Origin of the sequence: Tolypothrix tenuis PCC 7101 (assembly GCF_963874875.1) — a bacterium.
In the GTDB taxonomy this organism is placed as follows: Bacteria; Cyanobacteriota; Cyanobacteriia; order Cyanobacteriales; family Nostocaceae; genus Aulosira; species Aulosira tenue.
Window position 1 is genome coordinate 3393884 of record NZ_CAWNJS010000001.1, and the last position, 26745, is coordinate 3420628.

General features: G+C 40.8%; 17 protein-coding genes. 4 read left to right on the forward strand and 13 right to left on the reverse strand.

The genetic code is table 11. The features are described from left to right. Nucleotides 1-48 precede the first annotated feature (48 nt). From AACU25_RS13905 to AACU25_RS13915, 3 genes are all read right to left on the reverse strand, one after another. Complete coding sequence (locus tag AACU25_RS13905) at nt 49-3465, reverse strand: response regulator (protein WP_096576505.1); 3417 nt, start codon at nt 3463-3465, stop codon at nt 49-51. An 840-nt stretch (nt 3466-4305) separates the two neighbouring features. After that, nucleotides 4306-5859 (reverse strand): YcjF family protein, encoded by a 1554-nt coding sequence (locus tag AACU25_RS13910; RefSeq protein WP_096576507.1) that lies wholly within the window; start codon nt 5857-5859, stop codon nt 4306-4308. Nucleotides 5860-6032: 173 nt separating this feature from the next. Then, nucleotides 6033-7262, reverse strand: coding sequence for a TetR family transcriptional regulator (locus AACU25_RS13915; RefSeq protein WP_096576509.1), 1230 nt, complete (start codon nt 7260-7262; stop codon nt 6033-6035). A gap of 211 nt (nt 7263-7473) precedes the next feature. On the opposite strand from AACU25_RS13915, the gene AACU25_RS13920 reads away from it, so the two are divergent. Continuing rightward, entirely contained in the window at nt 7474-8331 is an 858-nt protein-coding gene (locus AACU25_RS13920) for an acyl-CoA desaturase (RefSeq protein WP_096576511.1), read from the forward strand. Nucleotides 8332-8874: 543 nt separating this feature from the next. Here AACU25_RS13920 and AACU25_RS13925 read toward each other — a convergent pair. The 4 genes from AACU25_RS13925 to hemE form a co-directional block, all read right to left on the reverse strand. After that, nucleotides 8875-10464 carry a B12-binding domain-containing radical SAM protein gene (locus tag AACU25_RS13925; RefSeq protein ID WP_096576513.1) on the reverse strand — a complete coding sequence of 530 codons (1590 nt, stop codon included), beginning with the start codon at nt 10462-10464 and terminating at the stop codon, nt 8875-8877. A 401-nt stretch (nt 10465-10865) separates the two neighbouring features. After that, complete coding sequence (locus AACU25_RS13930) at nt 10866-12842, reverse strand: GAF domain-containing sensor histidine kinase (RefSeq protein WP_096576515.1); 1977 nt, start codon at nt 12840-12842, stop codon at nt 10866-10868. Between the two features lie 302 nt (nt 12843-13144). Continuing rightward, on the reverse strand, nt 13145-14098 hold the full coding sequence (locus AACU25_RS13935) for an NAD-dependent epimerase/dehydratase family protein (protein WP_096576517.1): 954 nt from the start codon (nt 14096-14098) through the stop codon (nt 13145-13147). A gap of 205 nt (nt 14099-14303) precedes the next feature. Beyond that, nucleotides 14304-15356, reverse strand: coding sequence for a uroporphyrinogen decarboxylase (hemE, locus tag AACU25_RS13940; RefSeq protein WP_096576519.1), 1053 nt, complete (start codon nt 15354-15356; stop codon nt 14304-14306). A gap of 112 nt (nt 15357-15468) precedes the next feature. Between hemE and AACU25_RS13945 the strand changes: the two genes are divergently transcribed. Continuing rightward, nucleotides 15469-16224, forward strand: a complete 756-nt coding sequence (locus tag AACU25_RS13945; RefSeq protein WP_096576521.1) for a hypothetical protein — start codon at nt 15469-15471, stop codon at nt 16222-16224. 52 nt (nt 16225-16276) lie between these two features. After that, nucleotides 16277-18352, forward strand: a complete 2076-nt coding sequence (locus AACU25_RS13950) for a S9 family peptidase (RefSeq protein WP_096576523.1) — start codon at nt 16277-16279, stop codon at nt 18350-18352. A gap of 182 nt (nt 18353-18534) precedes the next feature. Here the strand turns inward: AACU25_RS13950 and AACU25_RS13955 are convergent, their stop codons facing one another. From AACU25_RS13955 to AACU25_RS13965, 3 genes are all read right to left on the reverse strand, one after another. Then, nucleotides 18535-19872 carry an ABC transporter substrate-binding protein gene (locus AACU25_RS13955; protein WP_096576525.1) on the reverse strand — a complete coding sequence of 446 codons (1338 nt, stop codon included), beginning with the start codon at nt 19870-19872 and terminating at the stop codon, nt 18535-18537. A gap of 9 nt (nt 19873-19881) precedes the next feature. Next, complete coding sequence (locus AACU25_RS13960) at nt 19882-20544, reverse strand: glycosyltransferase family 2 protein (protein ID WP_096576527.1); 663 nt, start codon at nt 20542-20544, stop codon at nt 19882-19884. Between the two features lie 100 nt (nt 20545-20644). Next, nucleotides 20645-21751: a methyltransferase domain-containing protein gene (locus AACU25_RS13965; protein ID WP_096576529.1), complete on the reverse strand. Its 1107-nt coding sequence runs from the start codon at nt 21749-21751 to the stop codon at nt 20645-20647. A 639-nt stretch (nt 21752-22390) separates the two neighbouring features. Between AACU25_RS13965 and AACU25_RS13970 the strand changes: the two genes are divergently transcribed. Further along, a complete protein-coding gene (locus AACU25_RS13970) occupies nt 22391-22711 on the forward strand; it encodes a hypothetical protein (RefSeq protein ID WP_096576531.1) in 321 nt (106 codons plus the stop codon). A gap of 55 nt (nt 22712-22766) precedes the next feature. Here AACU25_RS13970 and AACU25_RS13975 read toward each other — a convergent pair whose 3' ends face one another. The 3 genes from AACU25_RS13975 to AACU25_RS13985 form a co-directional block, all read right to left on the reverse strand. After that, nucleotides 22767-23060 (reverse strand): DUF2103 domain-containing protein, encoded by a 294-nt coding sequence (locus tag AACU25_RS13975; protein WP_045870890.1) that lies wholly within the window; start codon nt 23058-23060, stop codon nt 22767-22769. Nucleotides 23061-23065: 5 nt separating this feature from the next. Beyond that, nucleotides 23066-23371, reverse strand: coding sequence for an ATP-dependent Clp protease adapter ClpS (gene clpS / locus AACU25_RS13980; RefSeq protein WP_045870891.1), 306 nt, complete (start codon nt 23369-23371; stop codon nt 23066-23068). Nucleotides 23372-23621: 250 nt separating this feature from the next. Then, on the reverse strand, nt 23622-25871 hold the full coding sequence (locus AACU25_RS13985; RefSeq protein WP_321206732.1) for a caspase family protein: 2250 nt from the start codon (nt 25869-25871) through the stop codon (nt 23622-23624). Between the last annotated feature and the right edge of the window lie 874 nt (nt 25872-26745).

Genomic DNA, 26745 nt, shown 5'->3' on the forward strand with positions numbered 1-26745 from the left:
TATAAGTGTGAATTTGTCATTGAATGTTGTCAATTCTAGAGCAAATGTCTAACTCTCAAACTTTTTAAGAATTGCCGCGATCGCTTCTAGACTAATGGGCTTACTAATGTAGTCATCCATACCAACGCTTAAGCACTCCTGGCGGTCTTCTTGGCGTGCATGAGCAGTCATGGCAATTATGCGAGGTTGAGCAGCAGCAGGGAGTTCTTTACGAATCCGGCGGGTAGTTTCCAAACCATCCATTTCTGGCATCTGGATATCCATAAATACAACATCATATATTTGTCGTTGCAAAGCTTCTAGGGCTTCTCGTCCGTGATTAGCTACATCTGCGCGGTAACCTAAACGCTCCAGTAACTTTAAGGCAACTTTCTGATTTACTAACCCATCTTCTACTAGCAAAATCTTCAGTGGCACGTGTTGCACAGTTTGTTTCTCATGTTCTGAGACGGTTGCAATGGGTAAGCGGGAGTAAGAAGGGATAGTTGATTTGGGGTCAAGTTGGTTAGAGCCAGCACTACGAATAATTTCTAGTAAGGTCTGATGTAATTGATACTGCCTCACTGGTTTGTGCAAATAGGCATGAAACTCAGCCGCTATCTGTTTGACTTCTAGAGTTTGTTTACCTTTAGAACTCAGCATCACCAAAGGTAAATGTCGGTGTCTGGGTATGGCGCGGATTTGTGTTGTTAAATTGAGAATATTTAATTGCGGGCTATCAATATCTAATACCGCTAGGTCAAAAGTAGTTTTTTGGCGTATCCAGTGCAGAGCTGCCACATTCGATTCTACAGCTTGGACATATAGCCCCAAGGTCTCCAGTTGAGAAGTTAAGCATTTTCTTAAATTGGCATTAGCAGCAACTAAAAGTAATTTTTGACCACGTAATTCTAAATCAAAAATTATGGTGCTATTAATAGTAGCTGGATCAACTAATAATGTCAGATTGAAATAAAAAGTAGAACCTCTACTTACTTCACTTTCTACCCACATTCTCCCGCCCATCAACTCGCACAAACGGGTGCTGATAGCTAATCCCAATCCAGTACCACCATAACGTCTAGTCATGGAAGCATCAACCTGGCTAAAAGGTTTAAACAGTCGATCCAGGCGATCGCGGGGGATGCCAATACCTGTATCTCTAACTGCAAATTGAAACTCGTAGATTTGCGGTTCGGTGGATGTAGTTCCCCGGTGGAGGACTGATGGTTGGGCGGCGATCGCTACAACGATTTCCCCCTCATTCGTAAATTTCACGGCATTACTGAGCAAATTCCAGAGAATTTGGCGCAGGCGGGTAATATCACCAATAATTTGCGTTGGAATATCGGAATCTAATTGATACATCAATTCAATCCCTTTTGAGGCCGCCTGGGGAGCCAATAAGTCCAAGGCTTCCTCTATACACACCCGCAAGTCAAAGGGCTGTTCTTCCAGATCCAGTTTGCCAGACTCAATTTTAGAAAAGTCCAGAATATCATTGATAATCGTTAATAATGCATCGCCACTGTTGCGGATGGTTTCCACAAAATCCAGTTGCTCAGGCTCTAAAGGAGTATCCAAAAGCAGTCCTGTCATACCGATAATCGCATTCATGGGGGTACGAATTTCATGGCTCATAGTAGCGAGAAAATTACCCTTAGCGATATTCGCAGCTTCGGCGGCTTGTTTGGCAAAATTCAGCTGTTCATTCTGCTGTGCTAAAAGATAGGCTTGATGAGTTTCTTGTGCCAGTAATTGAGCTTGGGTAAGCGCAATACCCATTTGATCGGCAAGATATTTCAGCAAATCTACTTCCCATTGCGTCCATTGTCTGGGGCGATCGCATTGATGCACAATTAGTAAACCCCATAAATTTTCTCGCACCCGAATCGGTACGACTAAATTAGCTTTTACCTGAAATTGCTGTAAAACTTCTACATAACAAGGCTCTAATGTCGCTTCTTCCAAATCAGCAATCATTGTCGTCTTGCCCTGACGATACAGATTCAGGTATTGTTCTTTCAGACAGGGATCTTCAATGTTGTGACCAAGAGTTATCAACCATCCAGGAACTACAGCTTCTTGAATAATTTTGCCTGAACCATCTGGGTTAATTTGGCAGATAATGACGCGATCGCTCTGCAAAATTCGTTGTACTTGTGTGACTGTTGTCTGGATAATTTGCGGGGCTTGTAAAGACTGACGAATTTCTTCGGTAATTTGCTGGAGCAGCATAGCACGTTGATATTGCTGTTGTAGGGCTGCTGCTGCTTGTTTGTGCTTGGTAATATCCAAATGTGTTCCTACCATTCTCAAGGGTTTTCCTTGGGAATTGCGATGCACCAACTTACCCCGATCCAAAATCCACTTCCATTCTCCAGATTTACCAAGTAAACGTAGTTCTGCTTCATAAACAGGAGTTTCACCCCGAAAGTGGGCGATCAGTTTTTGTCGCATTAAAGCTAGATCCTCTGGATGGATCAAGTGATTTTTCGCTTTGATATTGCTTTCTATTTCTTCTGGGGCATAACCCAGCATATAAAACCAACGTGAGCTACGATATACTTCTCCAGTCCTTAAATTCCAATCCCATAGCCCCTCTTCTACGGCATCCAAAGCTAGCTGTAACCGTTCTTCGCTCAATTGAAGAGCATTTTGTGATTCCTTTTCTAAAGTGATATCGCGATATTTCCACAGATGACCATAAAATTTTTGCTCACCCACAATCGGAGCATAATCTTGGGCAATCGTTCGTCCATCTTTGAGTTGCCATTCTTGATGTACAACTACTTTCTTTTGCTGATGAACTTCATCTAAATACTGTACAAATTTTTCAGGTTCAGCAAACAGTTGCTTACAATTCTCCACTGCTTGACGACAGTCTAAACCTTCTAAAGCTGCTGCTGGAAAAGAAAGCTGAAACTGATCGCACAACTGCTGATTCACTAATAAAATCTTTTGATTTTCGTCTTCTATCAACACACCAAAATCTAAACTTTCTATCAGCGTTCTTAGTCTTGCGGTTGTGGCTTCTAATTCAGCTTGTTGATGTGTTGTGACATCTGTGAGATCTGGATTCTCAGTGGGTAATTTCACAAAATCATCAGGAACAGAGTCATATAAAGGAATATTATTGACTGGCAAATTTAGCTTTTGCAACTCAGCAATATCCTTCATTTGAGGATAACCATGAAACAGCACCTGATCAGATGCTTCCATGTATACCATCTCTCCCTTGAGATGGATTTTATGGTCGTGGGATTCCAAGAGAAATAGCGATCGCTCCCTACAACTAAGGCGAGTAACCTGGAAATTATCTTCTAAGTACGTATCCGCGATCGGTTCCAGAATACTTTTAATTACTTCACCTACCTGGACAATCTTCATCTCTCTATCGATCACCAGATGAAAAGGAAATAATGTCGTAAATTGCTCAGGGCTAAGGCTGAATTGTCTTAACTCGGTAGCCCGATCATTTGTCATAAGGAATGGGGGATTGGGGACTGGGGATTGGGGACTGGGGATTGGCGAGATGAGGGGGATGAGGAAGCAGGGGAAGGGGAGAAATTCCCATTACCAATTACCCATTCCCTATGCTCAATTCCCCCTATCTAAAACCAAAGCCAAAGGATGATACTTTCGATCATGCAGTCGCAATCGAACCGAGTGCTTGAGTATTTGTCCGGATTTGTGGCAATACAAGTTTTTAGGACACAAGATTGTTGTGTACCTACTCCACCCGATTGATTTTCACAGGTTGCAGTTGTTCAGATCCCCGACTTTTTCAAAAAGTCGGGGATCTATGACCTCTCGTAATTTGTTTGGCGGAATACTACATATCTGTGGCATTCTTGTTTCAAATTTGGTGTAATACCAGTTCAAATAATGTTTGCGACAGATAAATTCTTTGTATGGGCACGGCACCAGTAAGATATTTGATATACCAAAAGATTATGGATGCCGTGCCCCTACCTATCTGTCGCGTTCTTTTTTCAAAATGGTGTAAATTCCCCAATCTACTCAAATAATATTTCTCTTCCTCCCCCCTACTCCCTGCCCTGACAGGTGTAGGTATTTTACACGAAGGCTAAAACCCTGATGATTGCGTGGTCAATATGTAGGATGATGAATCTTAAAAAGGTGTGTTGTGTATGAATCCATAATTTTTGACCGACTTCTCGAACGATTATTCAAGTGTTCCAATCATTGGACAATTGAAAAGTGAAGTTTTGAGAGAGTTCAACACGTTGATTTTCAAGTATGGACTCATGCCCGTGCAAAAAACCTACACCTGTGAGTACTCCCTGCCCCCTGCTCCCTTGCCTAACTTTGCTCCTCATTCACTTCTTCCACGACTTCCGATTTATCGGTTAAAGGTTTGACTACTCGTGCGATCGCTTCTTGGACAAAAGCCTTAATAAATTCATCGCGGCGATTAATTTGAAACTGTCGCTGCACAACCTCTGTCATTCCACCATCGCCCCAATCTTGATCGTGACGAAAATATTCAATAAAGCTTTTCCCAGCAATTCGAGTTAAATAAGCTGCTGTTACGCCTTGAATTGCCCGCCCAACAATAAAAGTAGCTGGGTTAGTTTGCAAAGCTGTAGAAAGTAGTTGAATTGCACCTTTGACAATTCCTAAACTCGCCAGGGTTTTGGCTAAAGATAGGGCTAATTCTCGCCCTCGTTCCATGTTTAATTCACAACCGTAAATTCTACCGATTTCTACGACCATTTGGGCATTTACAGCCGCAGTTGCTAGTAAATCTACGACTGGTAAAGGCGTAACTGATACCACACCTGCACCAATCCACTGGAAGCGCTCCACTATTTTATCGGCTTGGCGGCGGCGTTGAGCATCAATGAGTTTCCGCGCTTCTTCTCCCAATCGCAGAGATTGCAAGAGAATATTATCTGCTACTAAATCTTCACCCTCTGCTCGTAAAATTGCCGCCATTCGCCGCAGCAAAGGCACAATATCGGCTTCTGGCTGAAAGATTTCACCTGTTTCTAATTGGGCAGTTTGAGGATTAGCTGCGATCGCTACCACATCGTTAGGGGCGATAAATCCCCGCACCCGTTGACGTAAGCGCGCCAAAATAGATTCTTTATCGTCGTCTGTATATAAATCTGTTTTATTGAGAATTAACAGCGATCGCTTACCAATTTCCGCCAAACCTTTGAGGGGTTCATATTCAGATCGCCGTAAATCATTATCGACAACAAACAATAATAAATCAGCTTCTGTTGCTAAAGCCCTTGCTAGTTGTTCCCGTTCTGTTCCTGCAACTCCTGCTTCTAAAATCCCTGGGGTATCGGTAATTAATATTTTCCGTTCCAATCCCTTCAACCGCAGACAATAGGTTTCTCCTACCTGGGTAGTACCCATTGGTGCATTCACCTGTCCTACCATGCGCCCCATAATGGCATTTACCAAGGAAGTTTTACCAGCACTTCCCGTACCGAATACTACTACTTGGATTTCGCCCCGTGCTAAATTAACTTCAATCTCCCGCGAGCGGCTGAGTAAAGCTTGTCTTGTCACCTCATCTTGAATTTGTGCCACCTGCTGGCGCACAGCTTGTAACGTCGAGGAAGCCGCATCAGATTTAGCAGCCGGGATTTGCGCTGGAGTCACACGCGGACGCTGGCGGCGAGAACGTTTTTCCCCAGCTTGTAGCACCATCACATAATAAACAAAAGCTGCAACTAATCCGGCAATCAGCACAATTAACAGCAGCAACAGCAAATTGCCCAGCAGTGGCGAATAAGACAACTGCCAATAAAGGCGTGATAGGGAATCAATCAGCCACAGGCTTAACCCCAAAATCACTATCAAACCAACAATCAGCGTTACTATGCGCGAGAGAGGCATGGTGAGTATTCAGTAAGCGGATGTTTTTTTATCTTAATGGGGATTGGGAGATGAGGGGGAAACGGGGAAAGGGGAAAGGGGGAAAGGAAAAAAAGGGAAATTATTATTACCGATTACCAATTACCGATTACCAATTACCAATTACCAATTACCAATTACCCAATGACAAATCCTTAAGTCGGTTTATGATCTAACCTTGTAGCTTGTTCTAATGCCGCTTTTTCTCTGGAACGGCGTGCATAAGGTTGTAGTTGGGTGCGATCGCAACCTGTGAGAATGCTCAAATTTTCTATAGTCATACCTCGCATTAACATTTCTACGCGCCAGGTATGTTGTGCTTGGGCGATGACTGGGGGTTGTCCTTGGGGTGTTAACATTACCTGAGTCCAGGTTTGCCAGTGAGTTTCAATTTCCGATGCAGAAATTGGTTCTCCTAGATTATTAAGAAACATAGCTGTTTGGCTGTCTTTACGACTTTTCAGCCATTTAATTAAGGGATTGTTTGTATAGGAACCATAGTGTTTGCCCATGATCCACTGATTTACAGGTACTTGGCGGACTAATCCCGGAGTAGTAATTTGTAAAAAGTGCCCTTGATCGTCATAAATTTGGTGCGATCGCTGTAAGTTAACTATTTCTTTGGGAGATAAACCAGCACCAAATAATACATACACTAAAGCATAATCTTGGATTCCCGCTTTCCTGGCTAGGCGGAATATTTCGTGGACTAAACTAGCAGGTAAATCAGCTACCTCTGTAGTGATGCTAGTTTCTGTGAGATTACTGATGGCTAACTCTGGTGAGGGTGACATCGCACCACGTAGAAACAATTCCACCAAAGTTTCTAAAAAATCATCCCGGTCATCCCAAAGTTCATGAAATTCGCTAGTAAATTCTATGACGGCATATCCCAACAGCATTCCATTCAGCATACTAGCTAATTTTTCTGCCGGCAGATAGGTATTTAGATGTCCTTGCTGAATTACCGTAGCTAGGTACTGGGCTACATAGCGGTTAGCTTCTGTTAATCCCTTCCCCAAGGCGCGCCGATTTTCTGCGGGGTATTGGTCAGCTTCACCAACTACAGATCTGACTAACTCTGGTACTCGCTCTAAAGCAAGCAAGTTATCACTTGCATAGTCCTTCAAGGCTTGATAAACACTACCAGGAGGACTAGCTCGGCGTACCAAAGATTCCCCTAAATTTTTGAAGACAGCAGATTCTTCTAAAACCGCTAACAGCAGTCCATGCTTATTACCAAAATGCCGAAATAACGTGACTTCGTTCACTTCTGCCTTTTCTGCAATTTGGCGAGTTGTCGTACCGCTGACTCCTTGAGCAGTAAATAGTTCCAATGCTGCTTGAATCAGACGTTGACGAGCTGAATGGGTGGGAGATGCCATAAAAGCACTAATGCAAGTACTACTTGCATATAATTTTCAAAGTTGTTAGGATAACAAATGTAAGTGATACTTGCTCTACTTTACTGTAACACCCTGATACAGAACGGGTAGATTCCTTGTAGGTTGTGCCGCGTAATAGCCAAATACACCCCATGCAAGAGTACATCCGTAACAAAGCAGATCGCTTAATTACTCATCAACAGGAATTTTTATGGCTGCAAAATCGCTGGCGTTCGCCCCTGAGCAACAAACGTCACTCCGTCTCAGTTGGACGAACGTAGTATTCTTTGGCACAGTTCATGCCTTAGCTTTACTAGCTCCTTGGTTTTTCTCCTGGTCAGCATTAGGTATAATGCTGTTTCTGCACTGGTTGTTCGGAAGTATTGGGATTTGTTTAGGCTATCACAGGCTACTCAGCCATCGCAGCTTCCAAGTACCCAAGTGGTTAGAATATGCGATCGCAATTATTGGCGCTTTAGCTTTACAAGGCGGGCCGATTTTCTGGGTGGGGGGACACCGCCAACATCACGCCCACACTGAAGATGTTAGTCTTGATCCCTACTCTGCCAAACGCGGGTTTTGGTGGAGTCATATGTTGTGGATTTTCTATCCCCGTGCCGAGTTTTTTGATTACGAAGTCTATCAAAAATATGCACCCGATTTAGCGCGTCAACCTTTTTATCGTTGGTTAGATCGCTACTTCTTATTGCTGCAAATTCCTTTGGGGATTTTGCTCTATGCGCTGGGCGGTTGGTCTTTTGTGATCTATGGTATGTTTCTGCGCTCAGTATTACTGTGGCATTCTACTTGGTTTGTTAACTCCGCAACTCACAAATGGGGTTACCGTTCCTTCAATGCAACTGACGACTCACGTAATTTGTGGTGGGTATCAATTGTGACTTATGGCGAAGGCTGGCATAACAACCATCATACTTATCCCCATGTAGCGAAATCAGGATTTTCTTGGTGGGAAGTAGATATTACTTGGTGGAGTATCCAAGTTCTTAAGACATTAGGTTTAGCTAAAAAAGTAATTATGCCTCCCTCTCAAAGCACAACACAAGTATAAATTACTATCAAATTAAAGCATCTACCCAGCCCATAGCGCGATCGCCTGTGGGCTATTTTGATTTTAGATTTTGGATTTTGGATTTGCGATCGCTATCTGTCTGTAACTGTTTATCCTCATATCATTTTGAAAAAAGAACGCGACAGATGGGTAGGGGCACGGCACCAGTCATTGGTGTCAACTTAAGCTAAAAGCTATATAGGGCAGGCGTTGTACAAATACCTCGTGCCCTCATCCCCTAACCCCTTCTCCCCCAAGAGAAGGGGAACTAAATCTCTTGCTCCCCTCTCCCACAGGGAGAGGGGCTGGGGGTGAGGGCGAAACCTTGCAACCAAGAGGATTTCACGTTAAGTTGACACCAATGGGCACCAGTAAGATATTTGATATGCTAAAAGATTGCGGCTGCCGTGCCCTTACAAAGGATTTATCTTCAGGCATTTCCAGAAAATCATACCAATTTGAAAAAAGAATACAACAGATTGTAGGGTAAGGCACAGCAGTACCCTACCATATAAATTCTAAAAATTCATTTTTGTTATTCTCTTAACTAACTCCAGCTTCAGCCTTTTCCTTCACAGGTGGTACATAGGGTTTCTCTGCACCTTGGGCGAGATATTCTGCTAGCTGGCTTTCTATTTGATCGCGTACAATTTGGCGATATTCCAGAAAATGCTCGTTATGGGCACAAGCTGAAAGGTAATGCTCGGCAACTCCAGGGTTTCGCTTGATCATGCTAAATAAGTGATGCCAGAATTTCCAGCGAGTTTCGCGTTTAATGCCTTGTCGCCAAATGACAATCAATAGCGCCTTAATTACTATCAATTCTGGCCATTTAAATGGTGCTTTCCAACTGGGCGCACCCATCATTAAAAAGCAGCGATAGGTACGATCCAAATACTTTACTGGATCGTATAAAGCACAAAATGCTTCTATGTATTCTCTCGCAATATCTTCCAGGGGACGGGTAGCAACAAAGTTCATCAAAGTAGTCTGATTGATGTTGCCGTCTTTGTTTTCCCGTAATCTGCCTTCTTTTTTCAGGCGATGCCACAAGGCTGTATTGGGTAGCGCTTGTAACATAGCGAAAGTAGTAGAAGGAATGGCAGCTTGTTCAGCAAACCGGACAATGCGATCGCCTGCACCTGCTTTTTCCCCATCAAACCCAATGATAAACCCAGCCATTGGGCGCAATCCGGCTTTAATGATGGTTTGCACTGCCTCTGTAAGGGAACTGCGAGTATTTTGAAATTTCTTCGTCAGTTGCAAGCTATCTTCATCTGGGGTTTCAATTCCCAAAAATACCGCCGCAAAACCAGATTCCACCATCAATTCCATTAATTCTGGATCTTGTGCTAAATCCACAGAGGCTTCGGTATCAAAGCGGAAAGGATATTGATGTTCTTGCATCCAAACTTTTAACTCTTTGAGCAACAATTTCACATTGCGTTTGTTGCCAATAAAGTTGTCATCCACCATGAACACACCCCGCCGCCAACCTAATTCATAGAGGTAATCCAACTCTGCTAACAATTGGGCTGGGGTTTTGGTACGTGGTTTGCGGCCATAGAGAACAATAATGTCGCAGAATTCGCATTGGAAGGGACAACCCCGCGAAAACTGCACGGACATCATGTCGTAAGCATCAAATTCTAATAAATCAAAGCGGGGTACTGGTGTGATTGTTACATCTGGTTTTTCATCTGTGCGGAAAGTACCAGAGGTTTCGCCCCGTTGAATCGCCTCAACGAACATAGGTAAGGTGATTTCCCCTTCATCGAGAATTAGAAAATCTGCGCCGACATTTTGCACTTCATGGGGTGTAGAAGTGGGGTAGGGGCCGCCCACGGCGACTAACTTACCACGCCGCTTTGCTTCTTGGATTTGGTCTAGCAAGTCCTGTTTCTGGACAATCATGGCGGAGAAAATGACGACATCAGCCCAAGCCCATTCGGCTTCGGTGACTGGGCGAATGTTGCGATCTACGAGTTTATATTCCCATTCTTGGGGGAGAATTGCCGCCACTGTTACTAAACCTAAAGGTGGTAACAAAACCTTGCGATCGACTAACGCCAAAATTTTTTCATAAGACCAAAAGGTTTTGGGAAATATGGGATACACCAGCAGGACTCGCATACAGTATCAATCCTCACACTTTGATTGTTATTTCACTTTAACGAAAATCAAGGCTCATTGACTTTTTATCTCAGCAGGTTCAGCTGTTTACTCAATTTTTTCCTCAGTTGAGAAAAGTTTTCGTCGCACAAGGGCAAAAAGAAGAATGTAATTGTATGGTCTTAAATCTGAGTATAAAGGTTCCAATCAAAGGTTAGATTCCCATAAATATTAGGTATTGATTGCTTATCCAAATTTTACTTCTTTGGGTGGTAGTAGTTTATCTAGATATGATTAACAGGTGATAACTTTGCCTTAATGTGAATCAGGACTACTCTCAGGTCAGCCCCTGTGCGTAAGTCAAAAGCCCCGAAATATATTTCGGGGCTTGTACCTTTTTCTTTCTGGTCACAGTCTTGCTTCTACATTTGAATAGGAATCTCAATTAAAAATTCAGTTCCTTCTCCTAATGTAGAAATACAATTGAGTTGCCCTTGATGCCTTTCCACAATAATTTGATAACTGATTGATAACCCTAAACCAGTTCCTTGTCCCACAGGTTTAGTAGTAAAGAATGGATCAAATATCTGTTTCTGCACCTCTGGAGTCATACCTAATGCATTATCTTTAATACTAATTAAAACTCTATCTTCTTTCACTGAAGTTTTAATTATAATACTAGGAATAGCAGTGGTAGATTGCCAATGTTCTACATTTGCTTTTAAGGCATAAATTGCATTATTCAGAATATTCAGAAAAACCTGATTTAACTGGTTAACATAACAACTAACCTTGGGCAGTTGTCCATAATATTTAATTATCTGAATATTAGGTAACTGACTATTGATTACTAACTGATGATTCAGAATCATTAATGTATTATCTATGCCTTCATGAATATCTACCGACTTCGTTGTTGCTTCATCTAGTCGTGAGAAGTTACGCAATCCTAGCACAATGTTTTTAATTCTCTCACTACCTACTGTCATAGATTGCATCAACTTAGGTAAATCTTGACATAAATACTGCAAATCGATAGCTTTAATTTTGGATGCTATAGTAGGATTTGCTTCGGGATATTGCTCTTGATAAACTGCAATTAAATTTAGTAAATCATCAATATATTGATTTGCATATTCTAGATTACCAGCTATAAAACTAATCGGATTGTTAATTTCATGGGCAACCCCTGCTACCATTTGTCCAAGACTAGACATTTTTTCACTATGAACCAATTGCGCTTGTGTTGTTTGGAGATCTAGCAGCGCTCTTCTTAATTCAGTGGTGCGTTCTTCAACTTTCCGCTCTAATTCATTATTAGCCTTTTGCAGAGCTTCTGCGGCTCTAGCTGTTTCTGTGGCAATACTAGCAATATGAGTAGCTGTTTTCAGAATTTCTAGATGATGCGGAGTCGGATGACAGGGAAATTTATGAGATATCGCAAATGTCCCTAAGACTTCACCATTGTGTGAAGTAAAAGGTGATGACCAACAAGCTCTAATATTGTAGCTCAAAGCGAAATCTCGAAAATCAGCCCATAATGGATCATTAGCAATATCATTAACAAATACTGTATCTCCTCTATAAGCCGCAGTTCCACAAGAACCACAATTTTCACCAATCATCAAACCATCAACACCTTTAGCAAATTCCTCTGGTAGAGTTGGTGCTGCTCCTCCCCGCAGTCGGCGTTTGTCCTGATCTACAACTAAAATTGAGCAATAAGCTCCAGGTAATTGTTGCTCTAATAAAATACACAGATTATTAAAAATTTCATATAAGTTAACTCCAAAGGCAACTTGTTCTAAAACCTGGCTTTGGGTATACACTAATGCTTCTGATAGCTTGCGTTCAATCGCTGTAGCTAAAACATGGGTTACAGATTGTAAAAAATGAATATCTTCAGGAGAAAAATCTCTGGACTCAGTAGCATATACTTCCAGAAAACCTAAAGGTTTAGTCGCACCAGTAATTAGTACACTTAAACCAGCAACACTTTCAGGTGGAGAAGGAATAGCAAAATGTTCTATCTGACAAGCGGCTGTATTAATATTAATAATTTTTTGCCTCTCGTCCAAGATTTTTTTTAATCCTTGATTAATTCCCACATGAATTTCATAAGCATCTGTGGTTAAAGACGATTCTCCAAGACTAGCTACTTTACGCAGAGAATTCCCATCTGAAAGTACTTGCCAAATTCTACTATATTTAATATTTAATATTTGAGATACTAAAGCGACTGTATCTTGGAATAAGTAGGACAAGTCAATTCCTGACAATGCTTTTTGTCCTAGTAAATTTACAGCGGCTGCATAGCTGACATTAGTTGATAAATTATCAATGCTATCGGAGTTAAGTGATTGTTCTGTGTTGCTGGATGAAGGGAAATTTAATTTCATAAAAAAATATTAATTATTTAATGTCTGTATTCATATTTCCCTAAAAAAGACTCCAAAGTTGATATAATTATCAAAAATTCAAAATTAAAGGCTATTTATCAAGTAAATATTAAATAGGTGTTGAGTTAGGTCGAGGGGCAGTATTATCTCTAACATTTTAGGAGAAGATGAATTTGCTAAAGTACTTGCTGTATAAGTCTTATAGCCCTTAAATACCTGAGATAAAAGCTTTGTTGATGGTGAATGCAACCGACCATTTCCTCGACCTATGCTTGATAATATTCCCAGCAACTATCCATTCTCTAATGTCTTTTCACACCACTAATTTTCAAGACATCACTCATAGTTGCACAGTAATTTGGTAAACCAAAACTGTCGGGATTGATAGCGTTTTCGTAGGTAAAATGGCGATAGTTCATACAGAATCTATCCCAAGCAGCCATCTGAATGCGGAAGACGGCAATAATTACATTTGCCAATGATAAAGATAGCGGAATGCGAAAATAAATCTTCTTACCTAGATAGGCGCAGAGTTGTTCTACGGCTTGGTTAACAGTTAATTTCTCTTGACCTAAAACTAACTTGCGGAGTTCATTTCCAGTAGAGGGATTTTCTATTAAATATTTGACTGTGGTAGCAATGTCTTTGCCGTGGATAAAGTGGAAACTACCATCGGTTTGCAAAAATCGAATTAAATTGACATATTTTGTAACTTCAGGAATCCCGGCTGTTAAATGAGAATAGGGTTTATTAGCATCACCACCCAAAACCAAAGTCGGAAAAACTGTAGTAATTTTCGGTGCGATCGCAAGTTTTGGTAGTTCCTGTAAACAGTGATACTTAGAACTGACGTAATCTGTGCCTATTTCCCCGGCTTCTTTGAGTGGTTGATTGTGACGACTTAAAACGCTAGCGGTAGAAAAGTAAATTACTTGTTCGCATTTTTCTGGGTCTAGCAGCTTCAGCAATTCTAGAGTTTTATTAACATTAATATTAAATGTTTGGTCTCCACCCCAAGCCGTTGCTGTTAGCACCGCCACATCAATTGTTGAGAGTAAGTCAGCGAACTTGCCAATTTCTTGCATATCACCTTGTAATACGGTGATACCTGGACGCGCCTGAGTGTTGACTTGGAGTTTACTGGGGTTTCTAACTAGGAGATACAGTTCGTAATCTGTTTCTTGAATTAAGGCTTCACTTATGTAGTGACCTATACAGCCACTTGCACCAGTCACTAAAATCCGTTTCTGACTCATAGAGAGTTTTAAGTTTTATTTATTTATTTATTTATTTATTTAATTTATTTAGTTGCGTGGAATGAATTTTTAGTTCCCAATGTAGCCTCAACATCAGAATATAAATTTTCTTCGTGTCTTGGTGTCTTGGTGGTTAAAAATGATTTTTTCACCACAGAGACACTAAAACACGAAGAAGAAAAATGTACAACAGATTGACAATTGCCTACACTAGTGCATTAAGTTGCTTTGCTGTTTCAAAGAAGAAAGCAACATTTTCTTCTGGAGTTTCTGGTAGTACGCCATGACCGAGGTTGAGAATATGGCCCCAGTTACCAGCTTTGCGAACAGTATCGAGGATGCGATCGCGAATAAACTGTTTGGAACCAAATAATACACCAGGGTCAAGATTTCCCTGAACTTTCACGTGCTTGCCTAATCTGGCCCTTGCATCTGCCATGTCTACTGCCCAGTCTACAGTCACAACATCTGCACCAGATTGTGCCATTCTTTCCAGCACGCCTGCACTACCGCTAACCAACAAAATTAAGGGTGTGTCGGGGTGGGTTTGCTTGACTTGCTCAAAAACCCGTCGCTGATATGGCAAAGCAAAGGTGTCATAATCTTGAGGACTCAATTGACCTGCCCAGGAGTCAAACATTTGGACAACTTGAGCACCACAGTCAATTTGGTAGCGTGCGTAAACTGCGATCGCATCTGCTAATTTCGCTAAAAATTGATGCAGAATTGTCGGGTCAGAAAACGCCATATTCTTGATGATGGAATAGGTTTTAGAACCTTTTCCTTCTACTGCATAAGCAGCCAATGTCCACGGCGCACCGACAAAGCCTAATACCGTTGATTGATTCCCTACCTCTTGACGCAACGCCTGCAATATGGTTTTTATAAACGGCAGGGATGCTTCGGGTTCAAAGGGACGCAGGTTATCTACTTGTTCTTGAGTGCGAATGGGCGAGTGAATAATTGGCCCTTTACCTTCCGCAATGTCCATGTCAATGCCTAAACCAGGCAATGGCGTTACAATGTCGGAGAATAAAATCACCCCGTCTGGTTGAAAGGCTCTCCAAGGCTGTAGGGAAACCTCAATCGCTACTTCGGGAATTTCTGAGCGATCGCGGAAAGAAGGATACTTCTCCCTTAAATCGCGATAAGCTTTCATGTACCTTCCCGCTTGTCGCATCATCCATACTGGAGGACGGTCTACTACTTCACCACGAGCTGCCATGAGGAGTCTAGGAGCTGTTGAGGAAACACCCATTTAACACTTCATCCTAAGTCACTTTTTTATGCCACTGTTTAGCTTATCATTCTGAGATCACGCTTTTTCAGGAGGCTGGTCTCACTCTCGTTTCTGCTTAACTTAACTTCATATGCAAGCTAATTCCAACACTTCTTCTCCTGTGACATCAACTCAGAATGTTGCCAAACCCGGAAAGTTTTTGATCCCACGTTCTCAAGCCAGAAATTTCTTGATCAAATTTACCTTCATGACCTGTGTGGGATGGGTTGTAGGTGGCCTTGCCAGTATAGCTTTAGAAAAGCTGCTAGATAGTGTTTCTCCTGCTTTTTTTTCAGATTCTCAAATGTGGATGAACTTCGCTAACTACCTCAGCAGCGTTGTCTTTGCCTTAATTTTCGCTGCCGATCAAGCCTTAGTAATACGGCAATATGTATCTGGTTGGTGGTGGATGCTAGCTACTAGCATCGGTTGGCTGTTATCCAGTAGCGTTGCTACAGCTTGGATTAACTATATATCATCGATTGCTGCATCTTTTAACGAAACTTTACCTCCTGAGGCGGTAGTAATTTTGGGGTTCTTGTCTACCATTTCCTATATTATTTCCGGTGTTTGGCTAGGACTTTGCCAATGGTTGGTGTTACGACGTTACACAATCAACGCTTGGTGGTGGAATTTTTTGCCTGCAGTTGCCTTCTTCTTCATCAGTACTTTAATTTGGTTGCTTTCTTTATTGCAAAATTTTATTCCCGAAGCCTACCGGACTTCGATATTGTATTGGAATGGGCAAGGATTTACAGCATTCATTCTGGGCTTTATTCCCGCAATTGGCTTGTGTACTTTAAAAAGAAAACAAAACCACAAGAATGTTATTCCTAGTTCATCCTAAGGTTATTAGGCAGCTAAATGCTGCTTATTTGTGATTTATCAGCATAATTTTAATGTCTCATAATAATTTTTTACAAAATCTTACTAAACCACCAGTTGCTGACAAACACCCAGAAGTTTTAGAGTTACATGGCGATCGCCGCATCGATAACTACTTTTGGTTACGTGATGTTGATAACCCCCAAGTCATAGCTTATTTAGAAGCAGAAAATGCTTATACAGCAGCGATGATGCAACACACAGAATCGCTGCAAACCAAGCTCTACAATGAAATGTTGGCACGGATTAAAGAAACTGACTTATCTGTGCCTTATCGTAAAGATAATTACTACTATTATTTACGCACTGAAGAAGGTAAAGATTATCCAATTTATTGTCGTAAAAAAGATAATTTATCAGCGCCAGAAGAAATACTTTTAGATGAAAACGAACTAGCTAAAGGACACGAATTCTTTAGTTTAGGTGTATTTGATATTAGCCCTAATCATCAAATTCTAGCTTACTCTGTTGATACTAGTGGATCTGAGCAATATACTTTATTTTTCCTCGACTTAACCACCAATCAATTATTACCAGAAACTATTCCGGATACCTATTTTTCTTTTGCTTGGGCAAACGATAATCAAACAGTATTTTATACCAAAATTGATGATGCCAATCGTCCCTATCAACTATTTCGCCATACTTTAGGTACTGATACTGATGCAGATGTTCTCATCTATGAGGAAGCTGATGAGCTTTATCATTTATATGTGGATAAAACCCGTAGTCAAGCATATATTTTGATGAGCTTAAGAAGCAGCATCACTACAGAAGTGCATTATTTAGATGCAAATCATCCTCAGGGGAATTGGCAATTAATTCACCCCCGGACTACAGGGATGGAATATGATGTTGACCATCATAGCGATTACTTTTACATTGTGACTAATGATGCGGCTACTAACTTTAAATTAGTAAAAACCTTAGTAGCTTCGCCCAGTAAAGTCAATTGGCAAACGGTAATTCCCCACCAGGAAGATGTTTTGTTAACAGGAATTAGTTTATTTGCAAATCATTTAGTCATTTATGAACGTAAAGGTGGGTTAGAAACTGCGCGAGTACAAAACCTATCTACAGGTGAGGAAAGTAATATCACTTTTCCTGAGCCTACCTATGAATTTTATGAAGGCAATAACCCAGAGTTTAATACTACAATTTTGCGTTTTCATTACACTTCATTTATTACACCGCAATCTGTGTTCGATTACAACATGGAAACACAGCAGCGGGAGTTAAAAAAAGAAACAGAAGTACTTGGTGGTTACGACAGAACTCAATATCAAAGCGAGTGGCTAATGGCTACCGCCGAAGATGGAACAAAAATTCCCATCTCGATTGTTTACAAACAGGGAATTAAAAAAGATAGCCAAAATCCTTTATTACTTACAGGTTACGGCGCTTACGGTTCTTCTTACCCAGCCACATTTTCCTCAAATCGCCTAACATTGCTAGACAGAGGAGTCGTGTTTGCCATTGCCCATATTCGTGGTGGGGAAGAAATGGGACGAAAATGGTATGAAGATGGCAAATTTTTACAGAAAAAAAACACCTTTACAGATTTTATCGCCTGTACGGAATATTTAATTAATCAAAAATGGACAGCGAGCGATCGCCTAGTCATTACAGGCGGTAGTGCAGGCGGTTTATTAATGGGCGCAGTTATGAATCTGCGTCCCGAACTCTTCAAAGCAGTAGTCGCCCATGTCCCCTTTGTCGATATTGTCACTACAATCTTAGATACTTCATTACCCCTCTCTGCAATGGAATGGGAAGAATGGGGTAATCCCAACGATCCAGTTTATTACGACTACATGAAATCCTATTCGCCCTACGACAATGTTGAGGCGAAAGATTACCCAGATATGTTAATTACTGCTGGCTTAAATGATTCTCGTGTCAAATATTGGGAACCAGCGAAGTGGACAGCCAAACTCAGAGAACTCAAAACCGATAACAATATTCTGCTGTTAAAAACTAATATGGGTGCAGGACATAGCGGCGCATCTGGACGCTATGAAAGTTTGCGCGAACTGGCTTTTGAGTATGCTTTTATTTTAGATAGGCTGGGACTAGGGACTAGGGACTAGGGACTAGGGACTAGGGACTAGGAACTGGGGATGAAAGCAATGTAGAAGCGCAGCGGCTACTCTTCTCCTGCGGAGACGCTATGCTAACGAGAACGCCTAACGACGAACCTGCAGGGTGGGAGACATACAATTTAAAATTGTGTCTTTTTCCCTCTCACAAACACCCAATGCCCAATACCCAACTATCTATCTTTGTTATTATCCCAAATGAGTTCTAAACGCTCTTGTGCTAATTTCAGAGCGTTTTCTGCTGTAGACTTACCCATTAGCGTAGACTCAATCGCTCTCCCAAGACTATCAGATAAACGACTATAGCCAGCAATAGTTGGTCGCGCATTAGCTACAGGCATTTGTTCCATAAAGACTTTTAACCAAGGCTTTTGGTTGAGATATTGTTGATACGCTGCACTTTCAGCAGATTTGATATTTACAGGTAAAAAACCTGTGCCAATACTCCATTCTGTTTGGAATTCTTCACTTAAAACATAGGCTAAAAATTCCATTGCGGCTTTCTCTCTAGCTGGTGTAGTTTTCATCACATAAAGATTTCCCCCACCTATAACCGTAGCTTGGCTGGTATTTGCAGGTATGGGAAAGACACCATAATCAACATCAGACTTGGTAATGTAAGTCCAGGGGCCTGTAATTTGCATCGCCACACGACCCGCAATAAAAGCATCCTCTTCATAACCCCGTTCTGGTGCAGAAAGAGTTGCTGAACCATCTTTTAAGAGGTCTTCCCAAAATTTTAAAGCAGTAACAGCACCGGGATTCATTAAATTTGGTTGGTTATTAGTAACTACTTCACCCCCAGCACTCAATAAAAAGGGAAACCAACTAAAAACTGTCCATTCTCCTTTTCCCAGAGGTAGTACCATTCCATACTGTTCTGGTCGGTTGTCGCCATTACTGTCTATAGTTAATTTTTTGGCAGCTTCTCGTAATTCTTTCCAAGTTTTAGGCATTTCTGTGATTCCCGCAGCTTGAAACAGCTTCGGTCGGTAAAAAATCCCCATATTGCTGGTGTAAAGCGGCACAGACCACAAGTGTCCGTCTAATTTTAATTCATTCAGAGAGTTGGGTATAACTTCCGATTTCATCGACAATTTGTCTAGCCAATCTTCTAAAGGTCGAACCGCGCCTAGCTCTACTAATTGACCTGTAATTTGTGGATAAAATGACAAAATATCTGGAGGTGCATTGCCCACAACTGCTGCTAAAACTTTCGGTAATTGTTGGTCTAAGGCACCTGCAAAGATAGATTCTATCTGGATGTGGGAATGAGTCTGATTAAATTTATCTACCAGTTTTTGAAATACATCCCGATTCACAGGTGGATTGATTCCTTGCCACAAAGTTAGATGGATGACATCATTGTTTTTCTTGACTACTTGCTGGCAACTAGACAAAAATATCAAGCATAAACTCAAGCTAATTACCAGAGTTATAAACTTCCGAGGATAAGCAATTAAATTGCGGAAAAATATTTTGATTGGTGACAAAAAAATAATTATGTTCATCTCAAGTATTTAACCAGCCGCGGAAATTTTCTCTACAAAAGTCTTGGTAATACTAGTTTCGGCTCTTGTATAGATATAGGTTTGTGGTTCGGTGATTTTTTGAGTTTTAAATATTGTCTCCGCACGCTGCCAAAAATCTGTATCTTCTCCATAGGGAATATTATTAAATCCCTTTAATTCAAAAAATACCTGTCTCTTACCAAAGAAGGTCGGCCCCAAAACGCATTCTCTTAAATTAATGGTTTTCCCTGGCTGGTAATAATCTGCTACCCAAATCTCTTCTTCAGAATCAAAACCTCCTTCAATTAAGTCAATTTCTGGATGGGTTTGCATATAACCTATGCGGGACTCTAGATGGTTGGGTTTGTAGGCATCGTCACTATCAATAAAAGTTATATATCTACCAAAAGATGCTTGAATGCCAGCATTTTTAGCATAACCAAGTTTCCTATTTTGATGTTTTAAATAACGAATATTTCTAAACTCTTGCAGATAGGGATTAACTATGGCAAACGTATTATCTTGGCTACCATCATCAACTATTACTAGTTCCCAATCTTTAAAAGTTTGGTTAATAACACTATTAATACAGTTGCTTAAATATTGCTCGCGATTGTATGTACATAAAAGTACAGATATTTGCGGTGAAATGTCAAAAATTATACTACTCATTAGACGTTATTGTTGTACCTGTTTCACGCATCAATTATCTATTCTGACAGGAGATGTAATTATTGGGTAATAATTACACTATTTTGCTAAATATCTAGCCTTATTTTTCTGCCATGATGCAAGTTGCAACTGGATAGTCGGGATGAAAAGCATCGAGTTGATCAGAAGTTAATTCTTCTACAGCAATTCCATGATAACTAGCTATTACAGTTATCGGATTACCGTAAACATATAACTTTTGCTGAGAATAGTTTCTAAATATCCAGGCAAAAGCATCAGGTAAAGGTCGCCAATAATCAACAGGAGTTGCATGAACTCTAATCGCACTTGGCACCATAGCGAAACATTTTCCGTCTGGCTTTAGCCAAGTATGGATATTTTCAACCGCTATCCAAGGCGCATAACAATGCTCTAAGACATTAAAAATAATTACTGAATCTAAAGAGTTAGGCTCTATCAGTGAGACATCGTGAACATCCCCTACTATATCAACTCCTGGGCCAGATTCTATATTCATAATTCGATAAGAACTACCTGGATTGACTTGATAAAAATCTTTATCTTTAGGGGTTCCTCCTACTTCTAGAATATTGCCAACTATTTCCGGTTTAATTTCTGTAATAAAATTACTGAGATAATATCTATCGACGGGAGTGCCTCTTGTTAATCCAAATGCTTGACAAATAGGCACAGTTTTAGATAAGTCTCCCCAATTTATTGAACCTGTGGCTGGAGATAGAAAACCAATACTTTCTAATTTCTCTACTACTTGACGAAAGTCTTCTATGGTGTCGATAGATGCTAAATCATGCTCTAAGTTAACTATAGAAAAGAATTGTGAGAGGACTTGATAAGTTTCTTGACTTAATAAGCCAAGTTCAAATTTCATTTCATTCTCGATAAAGCTCCGAAATCCTTTACCAAAAATAGTGATTTTGCTATCTGCTAAAGATACGATAGATTCTGTAATTATTGGCTGATATTGTGTTAGTTCCTGAATCACTTTCTCAGAAATTTGCTTTGCTTTTACTTCTTGAAAAATTTTATAGGCTGCCGCTAAAGAATGTTCATGAACAAAGATTTCGAGTGTTGTTAACCAAGACTGTGCAGCTATCAGTTCTGCTTGCCGCTGACTCCAAGCAAAAATTCCATATAAATGGCCATCTTCTATTTTCAAAAAGGCGTTGGCTACATATTTTTTCGGCATATAATTACTGACTCAAAGACTGCCATTTATTAAGGATTGCTTATGTATTATAAAGTATATAGGTATTAATACAAATAAATCTCCAAAGTTATGCAGAGGCGAATTTAGCAAATACGAGTATTTTGGCAATGCATAAGATAAATACAGCACAAGGTGGATAGATCCTTGGCTACTAAAGTAATCGATAACAGTCAAAAGTTATTTGTATAAAAACAAAGCAAATTTCTCAAATGTTCTTTGTTCTCTGTTTTCTATCTAGACTAGTTTTATAACTCATTTAAGAGCGCTATAGATTGAAGTTCAATCAGGTTCATTTAGCGTCAAAAACCTTAAACTGTGAGGTTGGGGAGCCACTGCGTTGGACGGTTTTCCCGGCTTAAAGCAAGTGGCGTTTGAGGAACGAAACCCAACATTTTTGGCGCTTTTGTGGGTTTCACTTCGTTCAACCCAACCTACATTTATCCTTAACTGAACAGTATTGGATTGAAGTTGACTTGAACCGAATAAAACTTTATTAAGTAATTTTACAAATACCCAAACTATGGCGAGTTTTCTATTGCAGTTTGTAACTATTGTGTGCAACCCTAAGGACTATTCCTTTAGACTGAATCTCAATTAGAAAGATTGGGATCAAGACAAATGCATTCGGTAAATATATTTTGTCACGAGTTTATTGTTGCTGTGTCCTTTGTTGCTTGTATTGCGGGTCTATTGTTACTTTGGGATGGCAAACAGCACAAAGATGAAATGGAAGAAACAGAGCAGATTCTCTTGAGAATGAGCTTCTCTTACTGGCTAGTTTACTGTATTGCTTTTGGCGTTGAAAAAATCATGGTACCTAGCTGGGAACCCATGCTGATGACTTTAAAAATTACTACAGCTTTGTCATATTTCTTAACATTTTCTTGTATTCTCAGTTTGCCACTTCATAGATTTGCGGTACATCAAGTAGAAGAATAGTTGAGAGCCAACAGTGCATAGTCAATTAACTATGGACTATTGACTACAGTGATTGTTAAATTTTCATGGCGATCGCGATCGCTTCTAAGAGGCTATCTTGATCTAAAGTCGTCAAGATAAATACCTCCTGTACAGTTTTTCCTTGACGGGCAATGACTTTATAACCCCCACGGATGGGTACGGATATACGCAGCTGTAATTTAGGAGCATGACCTCTAACTCGCCCAATTACGCCTGGGGTAACAGTTTGAATTCCTGGCTGCTGACACAGACGTTCTAATATGGGGATGAGGCCATCTATGTGGGTTGAGTGATTCCAGACGAGTCTACCATCATTGGGTTTGCCCATTCTAGTTAAGCTGCCTCTAGAGGAGCCATTGTTAAACCCGCCCGCCGTAGTTGTTGGTGATAGAGTTCCGCTGGTTCTTGGGGCCCTACCCAAACGATCGCTTGACCCTCAAAATGGATTTGGTTGGTCAAGTCCCACGCTTGATCGCTGCTCATTCCCGGAATATATTTCATCAAACACTCCGCCACGTGCTGAAATGTATTAAAATCATCGTTCAAAACGATTACTTTGTAATTTGGATAATGCTTGCGGGTAACTTGATTAGACCGTTCAGGAGCTATAGTTGGTGTTGTTGAAAGTCTAGTCACCATAAAACAGTTAATCAACCAATTTGTACAAGACTACAAATAACTAGTTTAGTTCATCCTCCAAAGTCAAGAGTGCAACTTTGGATTCAGAAATATTAGTAATTTTATTGACAAAATTTTATAGATGTGTTCATCAGTTACATATTGATATAAAGCGGATAGATAACAGGTAACAAGCTGAAAGTTATGGCGCGCAAGGGGTAAGCGTTAAACTGCCCCTTGTCTTAAATAGTACAATGAAAGTGTAGCGAGATCAGCTGTTTGCTGTACCAACCACTTCAAATGCGATCGCCATTGCTGCTAATTTCTTAGTATCAATCCCCCGTACACCGTTAGGGAGTTGAATCCCTTCAACATTAATCGCGCCCCGAGTCCCGGCATCTAGGTCATTAAGTAAACTATTTGTTACATCTAATAATTCATTAGTTACAGCTATGGGCGCACGCGTATTTTCGACTCCGCGAGATTTGGCAATTTCTTTTAAGGCTTTGAGAGAATTTCGCAGTGGTGTAGTGCTAGCAACAATTAAAGCTTCTGATACTCCTAAAGGTTCGCCAATCACCAGTTTGAAGGTATCGCCAGCAGAAGGAATGACTAACTTTTGTTTACCTTCTACCAAAGCAGCATCTTCTGCAGCTGACCAATTATTAGGAAAGATAATCGCCATTTCGCCTTGGGCATCAATTACCAAAATACTTATATATAGAGGTTGCGATTCGTTATTTTGAATTTGAAAAGCAATTTTTGTACCCAGAGGTAACTTTTGCAAACCTGAGTTAGTAGTTTGGCTGGATGTCCCCAAATCTACTTTTTGAACTCCACGAATAGGGAAGGTTTCCCCCAGTATTTCTTGACTACCGACAACATTCATCGTCGCAGTCACATTAATTCGCGATGAATTAGTATTGCCCAGCATTTGCTTGACAATCCGCGCTGCGAGTAAGGACTTGAGTTTAGGCTGTAAGCGCGTAACAGCAGCACTCACCGTTTCGTTACTTGTACCAAAAGAACTAGCAATAATTTGCGTCATTCCTGGTAAAAACAAACCAAAACTACCCACCACAGGTAAATTTGAGAGGCGACTTTTTTGTAATTCCTGAGATTTGGCTTCAGTCATGCGACCAAAAATATATTGCACCTCTTGTCTTCCCAAAGTTTTGGCTGCAATGCGGGGAATCGCCTGTAATGCTTGTTTAGCTTGTTGAATGTTATTTCCTAAAGAGTCATCTAGCCCAATTTTTAAAGTTAAATCACTAGGAATACTGCGAATCCGTTCTTGTAAGAGTGCGCCTGGTTGGAGTGGTTGCTTTTTTTGGGCAGCTTTTAGGAGTTTACCTTGTCCTGTTAATCCTTGACGAGACTGTAACTGAATTAATCCGCGATCGCTACCTTTATTATCCAAAACTGTGAAAATCGCATCTTGTTTAAATGCTTCCAGGCTTTCGGAATCTAGCCCACCCAGCCACAATTTTACCTGCTCACCATTGACTTGAGTGACTACCGCCTCAGCGGAGACAGCAGGTGTGCGCGTAAAGTAAATAGGTGCGCGAGTATTTTCTTTGCTAAAGTTAGATTCTAATTCTGGTTCTTGAAAATTGCCTGATTGCCTAGCGAAGATAGTTGTACTGCGGCTAATATTAGCGATCGCACGATTAATCGCTTCATCCCCTGGTTGTTGCCAAAGGTACTGAGTAAATAAATAAGTAAAAGCCCCAGCGTTAAAATCATCAAAAGAAGCATCAGCCGCATATTGATCGCGTTTAGCGCTGGCGATGACTACGCCTTTAGCAACGCCTTTTCTCCTCAGTTCGATAAATTTTTGTGGTGACAGTCCCAGTTTTCCTAACAATCGGCGTTGATATTCCAGTTCCGCCGTACTTGGTAAGAGTTTTTCACCACCATCAATGGAACGCACCCGAAAATTCCCCCGCTTTGCACCACCCGCATGACAGCTATCCAATACTACAGTTACATTTTCTGTTTTCAATGCAGACATTAGCAAAAACAATGTATGCCCCATAATGTGCTGCACCTGGCCTCCTTGCTGGGGATAGCCTGGTGGTAAATTCCCATCAATCGGAACCAAAGTGCTGTTGAGTCCATCTTCCGTGTCGCGATCGCGATCGCGTACCCGCGAACCATGTCCCGAAAAATGAAATACCACCACATCCCCAGGCTTGGCTTGCTTAATTAAATGTTCTTCAAATGCTGTTAGCATCCCTTTCCGGGTGGCTTTTTGGTCGGTCAAAGTTAAAATATCTTGAGGGTTAAAGCCAAAGCGGTGAATTAATAATTCGCGTTGCAACTGCACATCATTCACACAACCATAGAGTTCTGGTATACCCTTATACTCATTAATTCCTACTAACAGTGCGAGTTTCCGCTTTGTACTTTGGGCTAGGACTTGTTGATAGCGTTCTCCTTGCTGCATGATATCCCACTGGCTTAAACCCAAGGTTGCTAAAGCAGACCCAGCAAATTGCAAAAAGTGCCGGCGTTTCATATCAGCCATTATTCACTCCTCTCATGGAATTTTGATTTCTTAGCAATAAGACTAAAAAATCACAGTAATTTATCCCATTAGCCCCATAAAAGGAAGATGAGGGGATTGGGGAACTCGGGGCCCCCTCTGGGGATAAGGGGTAATGGGGATTAGGGACTGGGGATTAGGGACTGGGGACTGGGGAACTCGGGGCCCCCTCTGGGGATAAGGGGTAATGGGGATTAGGAGATGAGGAAGATGAGGGAAAAACAGCAATTACCAATTACCAATTACCAATTACCAATTACCAATTACCCAATGCCCAATGCCCAATGCCCAATGCCCAATGCCCAATGCCCAATGCCCAATGCCCAATGCCCAATGCCCAATGCCCTAAGTATTATTACGTGTTTATAAAATCTAATCTTTAAAATAATGTTAATAAAAAAAAAGAATGTAACAGATTCTTCAGTAAATATAAAAGATTTGGAGAAGAAGCAAAACGCCGAAATCTATCCCTAGAAAGATGTTTGCTCAGGTGTTGTTATTTACCGTGGAATAACTATCAGTAATCTTGTAAATGACTGCCAGGAGATAATTGCCGCCAAAATCAGCTTTCTCAAGCAATTTTTTCCTTAAAAGCCATTAATATAACTTTAGCCATAAAAACTGGTGATTTTCCGCAATTGTCACCAGGACGATCGCGTGCAGATTGTTTAATCTTTAACTATACTGCTAGCACGCTTGTATAGTAACTCCTCCTATGGCTCCTAAGTTTAACAAGATTAAATTTCCACTTTGGCATTATCTCAATCAGCCTTTATTTTGTAACCACACTAAATTAATATGGAATCCTTATATCTTCGCCGCTATCTGGCGAATTCAGCTTCTAGAA